This is a genomic window from Stakelama portus (genome assembly GCF_003171655.1).
Lineage (GTDB): Bacteria > Pseudomonadota > Alphaproteobacteria > Sphingomonadales > Sphingomonadaceae > Sphingomonas > Sphingomonas portus.
Window position 1 is genome coordinate 39,718 of the sequence record NZ_QFZL01000008.1, and the last position, 16,389, is coordinate 56,106.

The 16,389-nt window shown below is 62.4% G+C and carries 19 protein-coding genes; 11 read left to right on the forward strand and 8 right to left on the reverse strand.

What is annotated here, in order from left to right:
* Window positions 1-23 precede the first annotated feature (23 nt).
* Window positions 24-2,078, reverse strand: a complete 2,055-nt coding sequence (locus DKB74_RS17100) for a M13 family metallopeptidase (RefSeq protein WP_420822423.1) — start codon at window positions 2,076-2,078, stop codon at window positions 24-26.
* A 140-nt stretch (window positions 2,079-2,218) separates the two neighbouring features.
* Window positions 2,219-2,698 (reverse strand): SsrA-binding protein SmpB, encoded by a 480-nt coding sequence (smpB, locus tag DKB74_RS17105; protein WP_109809412.1) that lies wholly within the window; start codon window positions 2,696-2,698, stop codon window positions 2,219-2,221.
* Window positions 2,699-3,146: 448 nt separating this feature from the next.
* Between smpB and DKB74_RS18650 the strand changes: the two genes are divergently transcribed.
* The gene (locus DKB74_RS18650; RefSeq protein ID WP_145961039.1) at window positions 3,147-3,386 is read left to right on the forward strand and encodes a hypothetical protein; all 240 of its coding nucleotides are present in this window, start codon (window positions 3,147-3,149) and stop codon (window positions 3,384-3,386) included.
* A gap of 45 nt (window positions 3,387-3,431) precedes the next feature.
* Window positions 3,432-3,686: a hypothetical protein gene (locus tag DKB74_RS17110; protein WP_109809413.1), complete on the forward strand. Its 255-nt coding sequence runs from the start codon at window positions 3,432-3,434 to the stop codon at window positions 3,684-3,686.
* 151 nt (window positions 3,687-3,837) lie between these two features.
* On the opposite strand, the gene dapA is transcribed toward DKB74_RS17110, so the two are convergent.
* The gene (dapA, locus tag DKB74_RS17115; RefSeq protein ID WP_109809414.1) at window positions 3,838-4,719 is read right to left on the reverse strand and encodes a 4-hydroxy-tetrahydrodipicolinate synthase; all 882 of its coding nucleotides are present in this window, start codon (window positions 4,717-4,719) and stop codon (window positions 3,838-3,840) included.
* 69 nt (window positions 4,720-4,788) lie between these two features.
* Between dapA and DKB74_RS17120 the strand changes: the two genes are divergently transcribed.
* Entirely contained in the window at window positions 4,789-6,798 is a 2,010-nt protein-coding gene (locus DKB74_RS17120; protein ID WP_109809508.1) for a lytic transglycosylase domain-containing protein, read from the forward strand.
* Between the two features lie 78 nt (window positions 6,799-6,876).
* On the opposite strand, the gene DKB74_RS17125 is transcribed toward DKB74_RS17120, so the two are convergent.
* The 3 genes from DKB74_RS17125 to DKB74_RS17135 are packed head-to-tail and all read right to left on the reverse strand — an operon-like array spanning window position 6,877 to window position 8,077.
* Window positions 6,877-7,284, reverse strand: coding sequence for an MAPEG family protein (locus DKB74_RS17125; protein ID WP_109809415.1), 408 nt, complete (start codon window positions 7,282-7,284; stop codon window positions 6,877-6,879).
* Entirely contained in the window at window positions 7,281-7,751 is a 471-nt protein-coding gene (locus DKB74_RS17130; protein WP_109809416.1) for an SRPBCC family protein, read from the reverse strand. The genes DKB74_RS17125 and DKB74_RS17130 overlap by 4 nt, the downstream gene beginning before the upstream one ends.
* On the reverse strand, window positions 7,748-8,077 hold the full coding sequence (locus DKB74_RS17135) for an ArsR/SmtB family transcription factor (RefSeq protein WP_161956899.1): 330 nt from the start codon (window positions 8,075-8,077) through the stop codon (window positions 7,748-7,750). The genes DKB74_RS17130 and DKB74_RS17135 overlap by 4 nt, the downstream gene beginning before the upstream one ends.
* 367 nt (window positions 8,078-8,444) lie before the next feature.
* On the opposite strand from DKB74_RS17135, the gene DKB74_RS17140 reads away from it, so the two are divergent.
* The 8 genes from DKB74_RS17140 to putP all read left to right on the forward strand — a co-directional run bounded on the left by DKB74_RS17140 (window position 8,445) and on the right by putP (window position 14,166).
* On the forward strand, window positions 8,445-8,879 hold the full coding sequence (locus DKB74_RS17140) for a DUF983 domain-containing protein (RefSeq protein ID WP_239987578.1): 435 nt from the start codon (window positions 8,445-8,447) through the stop codon (window positions 8,877-8,879).
* A complete protein-coding gene (locus tag DKB74_RS17145) occupies window positions 8,860-10,221 on the forward strand; it encodes an aminotransferase-like domain-containing protein (RefSeq protein ID WP_161956900.1) in 1,362 nt (453 codons plus the stop codon). The genes DKB74_RS17140 and DKB74_RS17145 overlap by 20 nt, the downstream gene beginning before the upstream one ends.
* A gap of 55 nt (window positions 10,222-10,276) precedes the next feature.
* Window positions 10,277-10,759: a transcription elongation factor GreB gene (gene greB, locus DKB74_RS17150; RefSeq protein ID WP_109809419.1), complete on the forward strand. Its 483-nt coding sequence runs from the start codon at window positions 10,277-10,279 to the stop codon at window positions 10,757-10,759.
* Between the two features lie 131 nt (window positions 10,760-10,890).
* A complete protein-coding gene (locus DKB74_RS17155; RefSeq protein WP_109809420.1) occupies window positions 10,891-11,166 on the forward strand; it encodes an acylphosphatase in 276 nt (91 codons plus the stop codon).
* A gap of 54 nt (window positions 11,167-11,220) precedes the next feature.
* Window positions 11,221-11,457, forward strand: coding sequence for a hypothetical protein (locus DKB74_RS17160; protein ID WP_109809421.1), 237 nt, complete (start codon window positions 11,221-11,223; stop codon window positions 11,455-11,457).
* A gap of 93 nt (window positions 11,458-11,550) precedes the next feature.
* A complete protein-coding gene (locus DKB74_RS17165; RefSeq protein WP_109809422.1) occupies window positions 11,551-12,282 on the forward strand; it encodes an NYN domain-containing protein in 732 nt (243 codons plus the stop codon).
* Between the two features lies 1 nt (window position 12,283).
* Window positions 12,284-12,559, forward strand: coding sequence for an acylphosphatase (locus tag DKB74_RS17170; RefSeq protein WP_109809423.1), 276 nt, complete (start codon window positions 12,284-12,286; stop codon window positions 12,557-12,559).
* 95 nt (window positions 12,560-12,654) lie between these two features.
* On the forward strand, window positions 12,655-14,166 hold the full coding sequence (gene putP / locus DKB74_RS17175; protein ID WP_109809424.1) for a sodium/proline symporter PutP: 1,512 nt from the start codon (window positions 12,655-12,657) through the stop codon (window positions 14,164-14,166).
* 73 nt (window positions 14,167-14,239) lie between these two features.
* Here the strand turns inward: putP and DKB74_RS17180 are convergent, their stop codons facing one another.
* Both DKB74_RS17180 and DKB74_RS17185 read right to left on the reverse strand, forming a co-directional pair.
* A complete protein-coding gene (locus DKB74_RS17180) occupies window positions 14,240-15,064 on the reverse strand; it encodes a DUF3108 domain-containing protein (protein WP_109809425.1) in 825 nt (274 codons plus the stop codon).
* A gap of 362 nt (window positions 15,065-15,426) precedes the next feature.
* Entirely contained in the window at window positions 15,427-16,305 is an 879-nt protein-coding gene (locus DKB74_RS17185) for a DUF4238 domain-containing protein (protein ID WP_239987579.1), read from the reverse strand.
* Between the last annotated feature and the right edge of the window lie 84 nt (window positions 16,306-16,389).

Genomic DNA, 16,389 nt, shown 5'->3' on the forward strand with positions numbered 1-16,389 from the left:
TTTCGGTGTGAACCGCGTTCAGGTCACCAGATCTTCACGCGTTGTTCCGGCGTCAGATACAGTTTCTGCGACGGGTCCGGTGCGAACGCCGAATACCAGGGGTCCAGATTGCGGACGACCCAGGCACGCTGTTGCGAAGGCGAGTGCGGATCGGTGAGCAGGCGCTGGCGCAGATTGGCCTCGCGATAGTTGCGGCGCCACACCTGTGCCCAGCCCAGATAGAAGCGCTGATCGCCGGAAAAGCCATCGATCACCGGCGCAGGCTTGCCGCCCAGCGCGGTCTTGTACGCATCATATGCGACGGTCAGGCCCGCAAGATCGGCGACATTCTCGCCGAGCGTCATCGCCCCCTTCACATGCATGCCGGGCAACGGCTCATATTGGTCATATTCCGCGATCAGCGCGTCGGTGCGTGCCTTGAATGCCGCGATATCGGCATCGGTCCACCACTGGGTCAGGCGACCATGGGCGTCATATTTGGCGCCCTGATCGTCGAAATGGTGGCTCAGTTCGTGGCCGATCACTGCGCCGATGCCGCCATAATTGACTGCCGGATCGGCGTTGGGATCAAAGAAGGGCGGCTGAAGGATCGCAGCCGGGAACACGATTTCGACCATGCCGAAATTGGCATAGGCATTCACGGTCATCGGGGTCATGCCCCATTCCCACCGCTGCAGCGGCTTGCCGAGATGGCCGATATTGTAATTATGCGACCAGTTATTGGCGCGCAGATTATTGCCGAACGCATCGCCCGCGACGATCTGAAGGTCGGAATAGTCGCGCCAGCGATCCGGATAGCCGATCTTTGGCGTGAAAGCGGCCAGCTTGGCATGCGCCTTCACCTTGGTTTCCGGCGACATCCAGTCGAGTTCATCGATACGACGGCCCATCGCCGCGATGATATTGCGGACCAGTTCGTCGGCCGCTGCCTTGGCTTCCGGCGGGAAATATTTGGCGACGTATAATTGGCTGACGTCATCGGCCAGCGCGCCGGTGGTGAAGCTGACCGCGCGCTTCCAGCGCTCTTCCTGCTGCGGCGTGCCCGACAGCGCGGTTCCATAAAATGCGAACGACGCATCGTCGAATTTCTTGGGAAGAACGTCGGCAAAGCTGACCAGCGAACGTACCAGCAGCTGGTCCTTCAGCACGGCGAGCGGCGTCGTGCGGATCAGATCGGCGATGCCGGTCACTGCGGTCGGCTGGGCAACGATGACCGAATCGACGTTGGCGCCGATCCCATGAAAATAGGTGGCGAAATCAAAGCCCGGCGCGGCGGCGGTCAGTTCGGCAACCGACATCTTGTTATAGGTCTTGTCGGCGTCGCGGCTTTCGATCCGCGTCCAGTGCGCCTTGGCGATCTGAGTCTCGAAATCGAGTATCGCCTGGGCACGCGCTTCGGCATTCGCTTCGCCCGCCAGCGTCAGCATACTGGTCAGCATCGCCAGATACTGGTGGCGCGTCTCCACCAGCTTTTCGTCGTCCGACAGATAATAATCGCGGTCGGGCATCCCCAGCCCGGACTGGCTTATGTTGAGGGCATAGACTTCCGGATTCTTGTCATCCTGTCCGACATAGGTGCCGAACGGAATGCCCACGCCGTTGCGGTCCGCCTGTGCCGCGAGCGCGGCATAGCCTGACTTGGCGGTCAGCGCCTTGATCTGATCGAGCCACGGCTGGATCGGCGCGAGGCCGAGCGAATCGATGTGATCGCGATCGAGATAGGTGGTGTACGCAGTGCCGATTTTGGAGCCCTTCGCGGCTTCCTGCTGCAGGATCGACTGCGTCCGTTCGCGCGACAGGTCGTCGAGCGCCGTGAACATGCCATAGCTGGACTTGTCTGCGGGAATCGCAGTTTCCTGTGCCCAGGTGCCATTGGCATAGCCGTAGAAATCATCGCCCGGAGCGACCGACCGATCCATGCCGGCGACATCGAAGCCGAAGCTGCCGATTTGCGGGCCCGGCGCCGAAGCCGGCGCCACCGGCGCAACCGACGCCTGATCCGGCGTAGCGGCCTGCTGCGACGCCGAAGCGGTCGATTTATCGTTCATCGAGCAACCGGCGAGCAGGACCGGCGCCATAAGGATGGTGGAAGTGAGGAGCGGACGACGCATGGGAACTCCACGAAAAAGAATAGATGCGCCGTATTAGCCCGTTAGCACGCCGCGTCAAACCCATGTGACAAGGTTACGTGCGCATATTCGACGGGGTTTGGCAGCGGTCAGCCGCGATCGCGCAGCAGACGGCCCTGTTCACGCTTCCAGTCGCGTTCCTTGATCGTATCGCGTTTGTCATGCGCCTTTTTGCCCTTGGCGAGCGCAAGCTCGACCTTCGCACGACCGCGACCGTTGAAATAGATGGACAGCGGCACGAGCGTCATGCCCTCGCGATTGACTGCGCCGTGCATCTTGTTGATTTCCCGTTCGTGCAACAGCAGCTTGCGCGGACGTTTGGGCTCGTGGTTGAAACGGTTGCCATGGCTGAATTCGGGAATGTTCGAATTGACCAGCCACACCTCGCCATTTTTCACTTCGGCATAGCTTTCGGCGATCGAGCCTTCGCCGAAACGCAGCGACTTCACCTCGGTGCCGGTGAGTGCGATCCCCGCCTCATAGGTCGTGTCGATGAAATAATCGAACCGCGCGCGCCGGTTCTCGGCGACGGTCTTGGACTTTTCGGCTGGAGGACGCGGACGTGCCATAGGGGGAGCGCATTTAGGGACTGGCAGCGAATAAGGGAAGCACCCGGCAGCCTGTGGCAGACGATTGCCACCCCTTTTGCGGGTCAGGCGCAACGCCGAGGCCGTCACCGCGTGACATTGTTGCAACGCCCCAGGGGCAAACAGTCGTGCGCTTGTGCCAGCGTCGGACAGGATCGGGAAGCGTAACGTCCGACAATCGCTGTGCGAGCGAGCGCATCGCGCACGCACCGGATCGATAAAAATGGCTTTTAAATCAAACGATAAAGACCGATCCGGGAAGGCCTGCGATCCTTGCCTACGTGCATCATCAAGACAAGTTTATCGATAAACACACAAATCTATAACATTTCCATCCCTAGACTAAATACTCTTTACAACAGCAAGGGTGCATGGAACCACATCCTTAACCACGCCTATTATGTGTGAAACTAAGGGAAAGTACGGCATCATGCGCAAGACATTTGTTATGGGAGCGATTATTGCGCTGATGACCAGCGCATCAGTTGCTCAGCCCGCACTTGCAACTCAGGGCACGAGTGCATTGTCTCTCGCCAGGGCATCGACAGTTGGTGGCAAGTCTTCGAAGGCAATCGCGCCCGCGCTGGGTGTAGTATTGGGCGTCGTCGGTATCATCGCTGGCGCCGTGGTTGTGGTCGCGGACGATGAAGATCGTCCTACCAGCCCATAGCGTCCCCATAACCACGCCTTATTATCTTATTTGAGGTGAGCAACCATGATTTCCAAGCTTCTCGCCGCAATTGCGGCACTCAGCCTTGTCGCCACGCCGGCGATTGCAGCATCGGGCGCGGCTTCTTCGCTTTCGCTGTCAAGCGCTCGCGCCAGTACGTCGGTTGGTAAAAGCAACCGGGCAGGTGCTGAAACCATCGGCACCATCCTCGCCATCGGCGTAGGCGTCGCCGCGGTGGTCGCTGGTGTCGTTGTCACCAATGAAGACGATGACTTCGAAATCACACCGGTCAGCCCATAGGCTATAGCTGGTTTTTCCAGGTTGAAGCGCCCGCACTTTGGTTCGGGCGCTTTTTCACATGCGCGGCTCTTTTATCGCAACCTTTCGTGCGTGCATCGTCAGCGCTCGCTTCAAAATGCTCGCTTTCGGAGCGAGGCCCGACAGCGTCGCGCTAAACCAGCCGCGCATGCGCCAGCGCAGCGTCGACCGCCGCCTTGGCCGCGTCGCTCGGTTCGGTCATCGGCAGGCGCAATTCCATGGGGAAGCCTTCGCGGACCCGCGTCATCGCGTATTTCACCGGCCCCGGCGAGGCATCGGTGAACATCGCGATATGCAACGCATAGAGCTTGTCCTGATAGGTCAGCGCGGTGGCATAATCGCCGGCCGCCAGTGCGGCCTGAAATTCGGCGCATAGTTTCGGCGCGACATTGGCGGTGACCGAAATGCACCCCACCCCGCCCATCGCGTTGAACGCAAGCGCGGTTTCGTCATTGCCCGACAGCTGGCAGAAATCCGGGCCGCAACCCGCGCGCTGTTCGCTGACGCGCCCCAGAGTGCCGGTCGCGTCCTTCACCCCGACAAAGGTCGTGGGGAACGCCGTAACGATCCGCGCCATCGTCGATGGGTGAATGTCGGTCACAGTGCGGCCCGGCACGTTATAGAGCACGATCGGAAGGTCGGTTTTCTGCGCTACCGCTTCGAAATGGCGGAAAATGCCTTCCTGGCTCGGCCGGTTATAATAAGGCGGCACCATCAACGCAGCGTCCGCCCCGGCTTCCTTAGCAGCATGCACGTTGGCGCAAGCGACCGCCGTGTCGTTCGACCCTGCACCGGCAATCACCGGAACCCGGCCCTTCGCCTGATCGACGCAGATTTTGACGACGTGGAAATGCTCTTCGGCAGACATGGTCGCCGCCTCGCCCGTCGTGCCACAGGGCACCAGCGCCGACGAGCCTTGCTCGATCTGCCACTCGACCAGCGCGCGGAAATCGCTCTCGGCGAAATATCCGTTGCGAAACGGAGTCACCAAAGCGGGTATCGACCCAGAAAACACGTCCCGAATTGCTCCCATCCGGTAAAATCTGGGGTGGCAGATAGTCCGCGCTTCCGTATGATGTCCAGCATGCTGGCTACATTGCTCAAGAACGCGCTTCTGGTTGCGGGTGTTTCGGGAGTCGCCGCCACTTCGCAGCTGACGCAGGAACAGGTCCAATGGTACCGCACGCAGCTGGAAAGCGGCGTACCCGGCGAGACGCCCGGCTATATTCAGTCGAACAGCCTGGCCGACGCCCTGGTCGAATGGAAACGCCTGCAACAATCGGATAATTATCCGTTCACCGATTATGCCAATTTCCTGTTGCTGCACCCCGGCTGGCCGGGCGAAACCAGCCGTCGCGCCGCCGCAGAGACCGTGTTGCAGTCGGGCGATCTCTATCCCGGCCTCGCCGTCCGCTATTTCGAGCAATTTCCGCCGTTGACTGCCGCCGGGCATTTGCGCTTTGCCGAAGCGCTGTCGGCATCCGGCCACCCCGAACGCGCCGCCGAACAGGCGCGCGCGGCATGGCGCAAGGGGCGGCTGCGCAGCGAAGATGAGACTGCGCTGCTCGGCCGTTTCGCGCCCGCCCTTCGGTTCGAGGACCATGACGCGCGGATGGACATGCTGCTGTGGAACGGCGCGACCGACGCGGCGGCGCGGCTGTCCAATCTCGTTTCCCCCGAAAAGCGCGCATTGTTCGCGGCGCGGCTCGCCTTTCGTACCAATGCGGCCAGTGTCGCCGAATTGTCGGGCGGGGTCAGCGCGGAGCAGCGGCGCGATCCGGGCTTCATGGCCGATCGTGCGCTATGGCTGCGGGCTAACGGCCAGAGCGCCGCGATGCGTTCCTATCTGGCCGAACCGCATCGGCTGACCGCGCTGCCCGGCGATGTCGAGGAATGGTTCGAAGTGCTGCTGATCGCGGCGCGCGGCGCGGCGAATGACGGCAATTGGCAACAGGCATATGCTATCGCCAGCCAGGTCGACGACGCGTTCCTGCCCGGCACCGATGTCAGCGAAAAAGCCTATGGCGTGCGCGACGATTATACCAGCCTGGTCTGGCTGGCCGGCACCACGGCCTTCTACAAGCTCAATCGCCCGAGCGACGCGATGGAGATGTTCGCGCGCTATGGCGGCGGATCGCGAACCCCGCAGACTCAGTCCAAGGGCTTTTACTGGGCCGGGCGCGGCGCGGAAGCTGCAGGACAGAGCGAGATCGCAAAGGCGTGGTACGAGCGCGCGGCCGGGTTCCCCGATCTTTATTACGGCCAGCTGTCGATGGAGCGGATGGGCGTCCCGCTGGCGGCACCCGCCGCGATGGGGGCCGCCGACGTGGCCCCGGAAATCCGCACTGCCTTTTACAACAGCGAAGTCGTGCGCGCGGCCCAGATGCTAGGCACGCTCGACAGCTGGGAAGACCAGAGCCTGTTCGTGCGTCAGATCGCCAACACGGCAAAGACCGACGCCGATCATGTGCTCGCCGCCGAACTGGCGCGCACGATCGACCGCCCCGATCTGGGCGTGATGGTCGGCCGGTCGGCGCTGCAGAACGGATTTTCGGACTATACCGCCGCGGGCTATCCCTCGGTTCGGGTGCCGGTGGCACAGCAGGATTACTGGACGATCATCCATGCGATCGCGCGGCAGGAAAGCCAGTTCGACCGCGCCGCGATCAGCCATGCCGGCGCACGCGGGCTGATGCAGCTGATGCCGGGCACGGCGCGCGAACAGGCGGGCAAGATGGGCCTGGCCTATTCGAGCGACGCGCTGACCCGCGATCCGGAATATAATATCCAGCTCGGGTCGAGCTATTTCCAGCGGATGCTGAGCTATTATGGCGGCAGCTATCCGCTGGCCGTCGCCGCCTATAATGCCGGGCCGGGCAATGTGAACCGCTGGATCGCCGCCAATGGCGACCCGCGCCTGCCCTCGGTCGACATGGTCAAGTGGATCGAGGAAATCCCGATCTTCGAAACCAAGAACTATGTCCAGCGCGTGCTGGAAAATGCCGTGGTATACGACCTGATGAATCCCGAGCGCGCGCGCTCCGAAGGGCCGAACCGCATCTCCTGGTATCTGGGCAAGCGCACGCCCGGTTGAGGGCGGCGGCGGCTTTTTGGGCGAGAGCTGTCAGGCAGCTTCTTTGCACCCGAACGAAAAGGCGGACTGCCGTCTTTCTCAGGCGCTGAGAAGCCACCATGCGGGCACCAGCAAGGCGGCGTAGGTGGTGAGCATCGCCACGCCACGCGGTGCAGGATTGAGCGGGATGAAGGTCATCGAAATTGCGTGCAGGATTCGTCCTGCGACGAACGCACCTCCTACGATCCAGAGCCCTGTTTCCGGTGCGCCGCGCCATTCGGACAGGCCTAGCAAGACCAGCACCATCGGGACATATTCGATGAAATTGCCGAAGGCCCTGTCTGCATTGCGCAGCCCGTCATTGCCGGCATCGCCGAATACCGCGGCGTGAATGACACCGGCTTTCATGCCGATCATCGCGCGCCGCATGGAAACCTGCAAGGTCAGTGGAAACATGGCCAGAGCAAGCAGTCCGGCGATAGTGGCGGTAACGGGCAATGTCGTCATGCGGGAGCCCCTTGCGATCCAGTTTCAAGCAGTCGTTCCAGCCGTCCAAGCGCGCCAGCCCAGCCCTGGCTGTGGCGCTCGGCCATCTGCGCCTCGTCAAGGCGACTATGCCGCAAGCTGAGTTGCGTGCCCTTTGGTGTCGGAGCGAAATCGATTTCGACCAACGACTCAATTCCCGCATGGATGTCAGGCGGTAGCCAGCACCAGGAAAAGCTCAGTCGACGCGGCCGGTCGATGGTCAGGAAGCGCCCCTCAAGATGGAGTTCCCCTGCATCGGGAATGGCATAACAGAAGCGATAGGCCCCTTCCGTGGCGAACTGAAAGACTTCGACAATCAGAGCGATGCTGTCATGCGGCGCAAGCCAGCGGGAGATCGCCTCCGCGCTGGCAAAGGCAGCAAACACCTGTTCCGGCGGATGCGCGAAGTGACGGGTTATCACGACGCAGTCTGTGTCGGCAGGGCTCATATGTCCTGCTCGTCGAGATAGTCAGCGAGCCGGTCCAGATTGCCGCTCCACAGCTTTTGGTGGCGCTCCATCCAACTGCGCGCCGGAGCCAGCCCACCCGGAACCAGTGCGTAATAGCGAATGCGGCCTTCCTTGCGCACCGTCACCAACCCGGCGGCCTGCAGCACTTTAAGATGTTTTGAGATCGTTGGTACCGCACTGGCAAAGTGCCCGGCGATCTCGCCAGCAGGCAGTTCTTCTTCCTTTTCGAGGAATCGGATGATCGCGCGGCGCGTGCCGTTCCCAAGTGCGTGGAATGCGTGATCGAGCGGAGAAATCGAATCCATAGCCACATGGCTAAATATTAAGGTCCTGACTGTCAAATACGGTCTGATCGACATCCCGAAAGTTGGCCGACCAGAATTGCGTGCGCGCTCAATGTCAGCTCTGGGCCTCACGTCTGGAGCGACCGAACGGATGGAACCGAGGCGCTCAGCTTACTCCATGCGCCATTCCCCGACATCGCAGAACCGACCGCCCGCCCCGAAGGGTGCCGGACTTACATCGCGTGGCCCGGGTCGGGGACCGCAATCGCCTGAGCAGCGGCTTCGACTTTGGCCGGTGAGGGTCGGCGCGGCGCAAAATCCTGCCTATGATTCTCGCCGGCGCGCGGTTATGTATGGCTCAACTGATATTTATGTATGGATTTATCCCGTGGACAGCGTGGAAAGAGAAAAATGGCCGTGGATCTTTGAATCGGGCTGGAAGGGGCTGTGCCCGCGATGCGGCAAGGGGCATATGTTCAGTTCCTGGTTGAAGGTCACCGACAGATGCGAGGTTTGCGGTCTCGATTACCGTTTTGCCTCCCCCGACGACGGCCCGGCATTTTTCTCGCTGTGCTTCGTGGCATTTCCCCTGCTCTTCGTGATTGTATGGATGCAGGTGTCGCTTGAACTCCCGGTGCCGCTGTTGCTCGCGATCGCGATACCGCTGATGGGGATCGGTTGCCTGTTGCCGCTTCGCCCCATCAAGGGCTGGCTGGTCGCCTCGCAATATGTCAACCGATCGGTGGAGGCGGGCACCGAGAAGCTGTGGGCGGAAATGCATGCGCGAGAGGACGCGGCCAAGGGTGACACGCTGGATTCCTGATCTCAGCGGATTTTCGGGTCCGATCTATCGCAAGATCGCCGAGGCATTGACCGATGCGATCAAGAAGGGGGAATTGTCCCCCGGCGATCGATTGCCCCCACAGCGCGACATGGCCGCAACGCTGGGCTGCGACCTGACCACGGTGACGCGCGGCTATGCGATTGCCCGTCAGCGCGGGCTGATCGAAGGACAGGGCAAGGCGGGGAGCTTCGTCCGCAACGCTGCGGCCGCGTCCATTTCGGCGGCGTCGCAAGTGGATACGGCCCTCAACACCCCGCCGGTACCCGCCAGCGGCGTGTTGCAGGCTGCCATGACCGACGGTCTTGGAAGGCTCGCCGGACAGCTGCACAGCCCGTTGTTCCAATATCAAGGCGCCGGAGGAGACTCAGTAAGTCGGCGAGCCGGAGTCGACCTGGTATCGCGGCTGGGGATCAGGGCCGAAGTCGATCAGATCGTGGTGACGGCGGGCGGACAAAATGCGTTGCATGCCGTGGCGAGCACGATCCTGCGCCCCGGCGACAGCGTAGCCTGTGGCAGCTTCGCCTATCCGGGCTTTCGCGCGATCGCCCATCGCCTGTCGCTGGACCTCGTCCCCCTGCCCGCCATGACCGCAGCGGCATTGGAACAGGCGTGCACGGCCCGCACGATTTCGGCGCTGTACGTCGTTCCGACCAACGACAACCCCACCACCGCCACCATAAATGCCGCCGAGCGCGAGCGGATCGCGCAAGTCGCCGCGCGTCACGGCATCCAGATTATCGAAGACGATGCCTATGGCCTGCTTGCGCCCGCGCCGATCCGTTCGATCGCAAGCTTCGTGCCGCAACTGGCATGGTATATATCGAGCACGTCGAAGATCATCTCGCCAGCGTTGCGCGTCGCGTTTCTGAGCGCACCCAATATCCCGGGCGCGCTTCAGGTCGCAGACTGCATCCATCAGACCGCAGTCATGCCGCCGCCGATCAATGCCGCGATGATCGCATTCTGGCTGCAGGAAGGTACTTTCGACACGCTCGTTCATGCCGTGCGCGGCGAAGCCGCATGGCGGACAAGACTGGCGCGCGACGTGCTCAAGGACCATGCGGTCGAATGCCATCCACAGGGTTATCACCTTTGGCTGCGGCTGCCCGAAGGCCATTTGGCGAGCGAGCTTTCGCAAAAGCTGGCGGTCGCGGGCATCGGGGCAATTCCGTCGGACCGGTTTGCCGTCGCCGGCAGCGACGAACAGGCGCTGCGTATCTCGCTCGGCGGTCCAGGCGACCGGCCTACGCTGGAAGCCGCGCTCAAGCTTCTGGCGGGGCATTTGTCGCTGCTGGACGTCGCGCGCACAAACCTGGTGTGACAAACCGGACGCCGCTGCCATTTCCCCGCCGCTGCACACTGCTTATGCTGCACCCATGGATCGCCCCAACTATATCACCCCTGCCGGCTATGCCGCGCTGAAGGCCGAATATGACCAGCTCTTTGGCGAAGAGCGGCCCAAGCTGGTCGAAACCATCGCCTGGGCGGCGGGCAATGGCGATCGCTCGGAAAATGGCGATTATATCTATGGCCGCAAAAGGCTGCGCGAAATCGATCGGCGGCTTGGATGGCTGTCGCGGCGGATGAAGGCGGCCAAGGTGGTCGATCCCGCGCTTCAGCCGGATCGGGACCGCGTCTATTTCGGAGCTCGCGTGCTGATCGCTGATGAGGACGATAATCAGCGGACGCTGACGATCGTCGGCGATGACGAGGCGGACGCATCGTCAGGGCGGATCGGGTGGAATGCGCCGCTGTCGCGGGCGCTGCGCGGGGCAGGCATCGGCGATTTGCGCCGGGTGATCCTGCCCGCCGGCGAGCGCGAATATGAAATCCTGGAAATCGCCTATCCCGAAGGCTGAACCCGCAAATTCGCCGATGTCAGGACGTGCCGTGCCCACCGCACGGCGAGCGGCCCTTCGCGGAGTCCCCCTGCTCGGCTAAGCAGGTTGCAGGCGCGGGGTTTGCGCCGGGTAAGCGTAGCGTGGGGATTATGGGTTCGCGACGATTGTTGATCGAAGGACGCGTGCAGCGCGTCGGTTATCGGGACTGGGCGGTGCGCACCGCCAAGGAATGGAACATCACCGGATGGGTGCGCAATCTGAGCGACGGACGCGTCGAAATCGTCGCGGTCGGCGATGACAATGCGATCGACGCCTTTACCGACGATTGCCGGACCGGACCGCGCGCCGCGACGGTTTCGCGAGTGGAGGCAACGGCGATGGAAATGCCGAAGGTAAAGGGATTTACCAAGCGCTTCACTGCCTGAGCGTGGAACGCGCGGCAGGGTCCGTTCATTGGTTGACAGGAAAGGAGATCGACCATGAACGACCGCACCCAAACCGCGCGCGACCATGACGACAGCAACGTCATCGATCGTGCCGAACAGAACAGCATTTCCGGCGGACAGCAAGGACGCGAGGGCGGCAATATCCAGCGCGACGTCGGCACGCAGGACGCATTGGCCCGCGCCGCCGATCCCGACACGCATACCCGTGTCACCAAGGAAGACGAAATCGCCCATGGCGAGCGCTATCCCGCGCCCAGGCGCGGCGACTGAGCCACAAATCTCCCGCTCCTGCGCCGTCGGCGTGGGGGCGGTTTTCCTTTCGGGGATTGTGCAGCCTGTCCCCCACCCCCTACATCGCAAGTCATGCAGAATTCCAATCTTGGCCCGCCTGCGGGCAATGTCGCCTTGCTGATCGATGCCGACAACGCATCCCCCGCCTCGATCGACCCGGTGCTGACCGTCCTGGCCGAACTGGGCACGGTCAATATCCGCCGCGTTTATGGCAATTGGCGCAAACAGTCGCTCAAGGGCTGGGCCGACATGACGCTGAAGCACGGCATCGAGCCCTATCAGCAATTCGACATCACCAAGGGCAAGAACGCCACCGACATGCGGATGACGATCGACGCGATGGACCTGTTGTTCCGCGGTCGCGTCACCGGTTTCGGTATCCTGTCGTCCGACAGCGATTTCATGCCGCTGGCGATGCGCATCCGGCAGGAAGGCCTCCCCGTTTACGGCTTCGGGACGCCGCGTACGCCCGACGGATTTCGCCAGGCATGTACCCGCTTCATCGATGTCGACGCATTGATCAAATCGGGTCAGCCGGCCCCGGCCAGTGGCGCTGCCCCCGAACCCGACAAGGCGCTCGACAAGGAGCTGCTCAAGCTGCTGATCGACGCTTATAACAGCGCCAAGCGCGACGAGCGGGGCTATGCCGCGCTTTCCGATGTCGGGCAGCGGGCGGGCAATCGATCGAGCTTCGACACGCGCAATTACGGCTATAGCCGCCTGTCCGACCTGATCGAAACGATCCCCAATTTCCAGACCGAGCATCGCGAAGGCGGGCAGGTCTATGTGAAGCGGCTGCGCTGAGGTGATCGCGCGCCACCTGTTTGTTTCGGGCCGGGTCCAGGGCGTGTTCTTTCGTGACTGGACGGTGGCGACCGCACGCGGGCTGGGGCTGGTCGGATGGGTACGAAATCTGTCCGACGGTCGGGTCGAAATCGTTGCGCAGGGCGACGAGACTGCGATCGAACGCATGATCGCCCAATGTCGGCAAGGTCCGGAAAACGCGCGGGTCGATGAAATCGACATATCCGATGCCCCGACAGAGAATTTCACAATATTCGAGAAGCGCGCAACCGTCTGAAACATTGCTTCGACGCACGGCGGATCGCCGCAAGTTAATGGGTTTCTCCGGCGGGCGGGGTGACTTTCGCGACGAACCCCCTTACGTCCGCGGCCATGCAGACAGGAATCATCATCAGCCTTGCGGTGTATTTCATCGCGATGCTGGGCATCGGGGTTTATGCCTGGCTCAAATCGACCGACGACAGCGAGGGGTATCTCCTTGGCGGTCGTCAGCTTCCGCCTGCCGTCGCCGCGCTTTCCGCCGGGGCTTCGGACATGTCGGGGTGGCTGCTGCTGGGGCTTCCCGGCGCGCTTTATCTTGGCGGACTTTCGGAAGCATGGATCGGCATCGGCCTGTTCATCGGCGCTTTCGTCAACTGGCTCGTCGTCGCGCCGCGGCTGCGCCAGCAGACCGAAGAGCTTGATGACAGCCTGACCATCCCCGAATTTCTTTCGCGCCGTTTCCCGACCCAGGCGATTCCGCTGCGCGTGATTTCGGCGGTGGTGATCGTGATTTTCTTTGCGGTCTATTCCGCCGCCAGTCTGGTCGGCGGCGGCCTGTTGTTCCAGACCAGCTTTGCCGGGATGTTCGGCAGCATTCCCGAAATGATCGGGGCCAGCGACTATGCCTTCGGCATCTGGATCACGGCGGGCGTCGTGCTTGCCTATACCATGTTCGGCGGCTTCCTCGCGGTCAGCCTGACCGACTTTGTGCAGGGCTGCATCATGGTCGTGGCGCTTATCCTGATGCCGATCGTCGCGACGATGGGCGAAGGCGGCGTCGGGCCGATGACGCGGGCGCTGCACAATGTCGATCCCGATTTCCTCAGCCTGACGGCGGGGGTGACGTTCATCGGCTTTCTGTCCGCCGTCACCTGGGGCCTGGGTTATTTCGGCCAGCCGCACATCATCGTCCGTTTCATGGCGATCCGTTCGCTGAAGGAAGTGCCGACGGCGCGAAACATCGGCATGACCTGGATGGGCGTGTCGCTGATCGGGTCGCTGGGCGTCGGCATTGCCGGTCGGGCGTTTATCGAGCGCAACGGTATCCCGATGGACAATCCCGAAACGATCTTCATCGTGCTGGCCGACCTGCTGTTCCATCCGCTGATCACCGGCTTCCTGCTCGCCGCGCTGCTCGCCGCGATCATGAGCACGGTTTCGTCGCAGCTGCTGGTCGCATCCAGCTCGCTGACCGAGGATTTCTATCGCCTGTTCTTCCGCAAACAGGCGAGCGAGAAGGAAATGGTGACGGTCGGCCGCATCTGCGTGATGCTGGTTTCCGTCGTCGCGGCAGTCATCGCACTCGATCCCGACAGCGAAGTGTTGCAGCTCGTTTCCAATGCCTGGGCCGGGTTCGGCGCCGCCTTCGGGCCGTTGATCCTGCTTGCCCTTACCTGGAAACGGATGACCGGCGCTGGCGCGGTTTCGGGTCTGGTGATCGGCGCGGGCGTCGTGATCTGGTGGATCGCGATGGGCTGGAATTCCAGCTTCCTGGGCGGCGAAGGCGTGTACGAGATCATTCCGGGCTTTGCCGCCGCCATGGCCGCGATCGTGATCGTCAGCCTGCTCGGCAAGGCGCCCGAGCGCAAACAGCCGCTCGACGAGCCCCTGCCCGCCCAATAACCGCCGTCCGCCGGAGCGTTCCGCCCGATGCAGAGCATTACGGAGCGTAACGTTCCGGCGCGGCGCGTGCGCGTCAGTCGTCGCTAGCTGGCGTTGCCGGTTCCTCGACTGCTTCGGGCGCATCGCCCGGCGCGTCGGTGCCCTCCGGCGCGGCGGGCCGGGTCGCTTCGGCAAAGCCCGAGCAATCGCCGCCGAGCATCGAGCCGAACCCGCCCGGCGCGCGCGTACCCAGTTCGCGCCCATCCTCCTTGGCGATCAGATAAGTGGTGCGACGTTCCGGCGATGTGCCTGCGTCGATCGTCCAAGCCTCGACCGGGCCATCGGGCGTTTCCACCGTTTCCGATCCGGTCACTTTCAGCGTGAAGGCGCCGACCCCGTCATCATATTGATAGATGGGCAGCGTATAGCTTTCCCCCTGTTTCAACCCGACGATCGCGCCGAACGGGATGCCCCATAAATTGCCGTCCCACACCGGATCGGGAACATCGGCATGGATCGCGTCGGTTTCGCCCTTCGCCATGCGGAAGCCATCGACCGTGCCGCCGCGATAGCGCAGCCGGATCATGTGCAGCTGACCGCTCATCCGCGCCTTCACCGCGTCGACGCTGTCAAACGCCATCGGCGTCAGATCGGACTGGCGGACGACGACATGGTCGCGCAGGTCGAACACCCCGCCCGAAAGCCGCTGATGCGTGACGATGTCCCAGGCCGGTTCGCCATCCATTTCGAGCGGCACGATCTTTTGAAACATCGCGCCGAGCACCGTGCCGTTATGCGTGAGCGCCCAGCACACCTCCCCTTGCTGGACATGGGTGCCGTCGACCCGAGGAACGACGGGATCGTCCTGAACCGGGGGTGCGGCGTGCGGCATGGCGAGCGCGAGGAGGATCGAGAACATGGGTTCAGCCTATCTCCAACAGGGCGCCCGTGGGCGGCGCAGTCAATTTGAGTTCCCGTGTATTAACCCCGCAATACGCATCGTACCAGCGCGAAGATACGACACTCGGAAACCCACGGATTTCCGTGCAAAGTTCGCAATGGTCGCACCGTAGCGCGCGCGCGTGCGCATGCGAGAACCGCGATTCCAGCGACGGGGTAGCGTGACGGGGGCGTGTAGGACAGGGGAATTGCGAGGCGGCGGGTTGGCGCCCTCAATGTAGGCGTTCGCGCTTAACTCTGCCCGTCCCAAAAAGCAGACAGTCGCTTTCCGACTCCATTGACTGAAAATCAATGTCAGTGGCAGTTCTCGCGCGCTCAGGTTTATAGTGATCGGTCACGGCTCCGGTCGTATTTCGTCTCCAGTTTGCCATTGATCCAGCGCCATCCGATTGGCGACGGCGCCGACACCCCGAAATGCCTAGTGATGAAGGCGAGCGGCGGCGGTGATTTTGTGAAGACAAAGCGCTTGGCATCGGCAAGCATCATGCGGTTGTAACGGGCGACGCCGCGCGCATTAATCCGCGAGATCCATAGACCGCCGGTATAGGCATCGGGCAACGGCAGCACGTTGAACGCCAGCTTGGGGGTCAGCGGCGCATAAAGGTGGAACGGCATCGGACGCTGGCTCCACGGCTCCTCAGCCGTCACGCCGCCATCCGCGAATAGGAACTCACGGTCGCAATCCGCGATCATCAGATTGATATATCCGCCCGCAATCGCCTCGCGATAGACGTTGTACAGATAGAGCATATTTTCGAGTGCGAAGCCGCGAAAGGTCGCGGGGCCGACGGGGAGGTCGCCCGAGCCGTTATTGGCTTGATGCCAGTCGGTGAGCTTGGTCAGATAGGTCGGGCTGCGAACTATCAGCGCCGCGAGGTAATTAGCGATTGTGGTGCGGACCGGTGCGGTCAGCGGCATCCGCTCGTCATAGTCGCCGACGATGAAGCCCAGCTCCTGCAACTCCTTGCGCCGGACCGGATCGCCGCGTCCGGGGAACTTGCGTCGCTCGATGCCAGTTAGCGTCAACAGCCGGGTCAGCGCACCCGCGAATGGTGTCTCGATCTCGCGCGAAAACCAGCGCTCGATGTCGCGATCCTTAGCGCCACTCGGGTCGAGGCGGGTATAGAGCTCGCCTTCGACGCCAACCTTAGAGGGCGGTGCGCGGAAGGTCGTGCCGTCGGCGCGCACAACATGCAGCATGCCGTCTGCTCCCGCCCATTGCGCTGACTGGATCTCGGGCCACCAATGATGTCGCTTAGGCTCGTTCATTTGCCGAAGGTAGAG

What these genes read in the sequence shown, in the direction of transcription:
- DKB74_RS17130 (WP_109809416.1), bottom strand. Translation starts at nt 7,751, where the DNA reads ATGAGCCCTGCCGACACAGACTGCGTCGTGATAACCCGTCACTTCGCG.
- DKB74_RS17100 (WP_420822423.1), bottom strand. Translation starts at nt 2,078, where the DNA reads ATGGCGCCGGTCCTGCTCGCCGGTTGCTCGATGAACGATAAATCGACC.
- DKB74_RS17120 (WP_109809508.1), top strand. Translation starts at nt 4,789, where the DNA reads ATGCTGGCTACATTGCTCAAGAACGCGCTTCTGGTTGCGGGTGTTTCG.
- DKB74_RS17110 (WP_109809413.1), top strand. Translation starts at nt 3,432, where the DNA reads ATGATTTCCAAGCTTCTCGCCGCAATTGCGGCACTCAGCCTTGTCGCC.
- DKB74_RS18650 (WP_145961039.1), top strand. Translation starts at nt 3,147, where the DNA reads ATGCGCAAGACATTTGTTATGGGAGCGATTATTGCGCTGATGACCAGC.
- DKB74_RS17155 (WP_109809420.1), top strand. Translation starts at nt 10,891, where the DNA reads ATGGGTTCGCGACGATTGTTGATCGAAGGACGCGTGCAGCGCGTCGGT.
- DKB74_RS17185 (WP_239987579.1), bottom strand. Translation starts at nt 16,305, where the DNA reads ATGCTGCATGTTGTGCGCGCCGACGGCACGACCTTCCGCGCACCGCCC.
- greB (WP_109809419.1), top strand. Translation starts at nt 10,277, where the DNA reads ATGGATCGCCCCAACTATATCACCCCTGCCGGCTATGCCGCGCTGAAG.
- DKB74_RS17165 (WP_109809422.1), top strand. Translation starts at nt 11,551, where the DNA reads ATGCAGAATTCCAATCTTGGCCCGCCTGCGGGCAATGTCGCCTTGCTG.
- DKB74_RS17160 (WP_109809421.1), top strand. Translation starts at nt 11,221, where the DNA reads ATGAACGACCGCACCCAAACCGCGCGCGACCATGACGACAGCAACGTC.
- DKB74_RS17125 (WP_109809415.1), bottom strand. Translation starts at nt 7,284, where the DNA reads ATGACGACATTGCCCGTTACCGCCACTATCGCCGGACTGCTTGCTCTG.
- smpB (WP_109809412.1), bottom strand. Translation starts at nt 2,698, where the DNA reads ATGGCACGTCCGCGTCCTCCAGCCGAAAAGTCCAAGACCGTCGCCGAG.
- putP (WP_109809424.1), top strand. Translation starts at nt 12,655, where the DNA reads ATGCAGACAGGAATCATCATCAGCCTTGCGGTGTATTTCATCGCGATG.
- DKB74_RS17180 (WP_109809425.1), bottom strand. Translation starts at nt 15,064, where the DNA reads ATGTTCTCGATCCTCCTCGCGCTCGCCATGCCGCACGCCGCACCCCCG.
- DKB74_RS17135 (WP_161956899.1), bottom strand. Translation starts at nt 8,077, where the DNA reads ATGGATTCGATTTCTCCGCTCGATCACGCATTCCACGCACTTGGGAAC.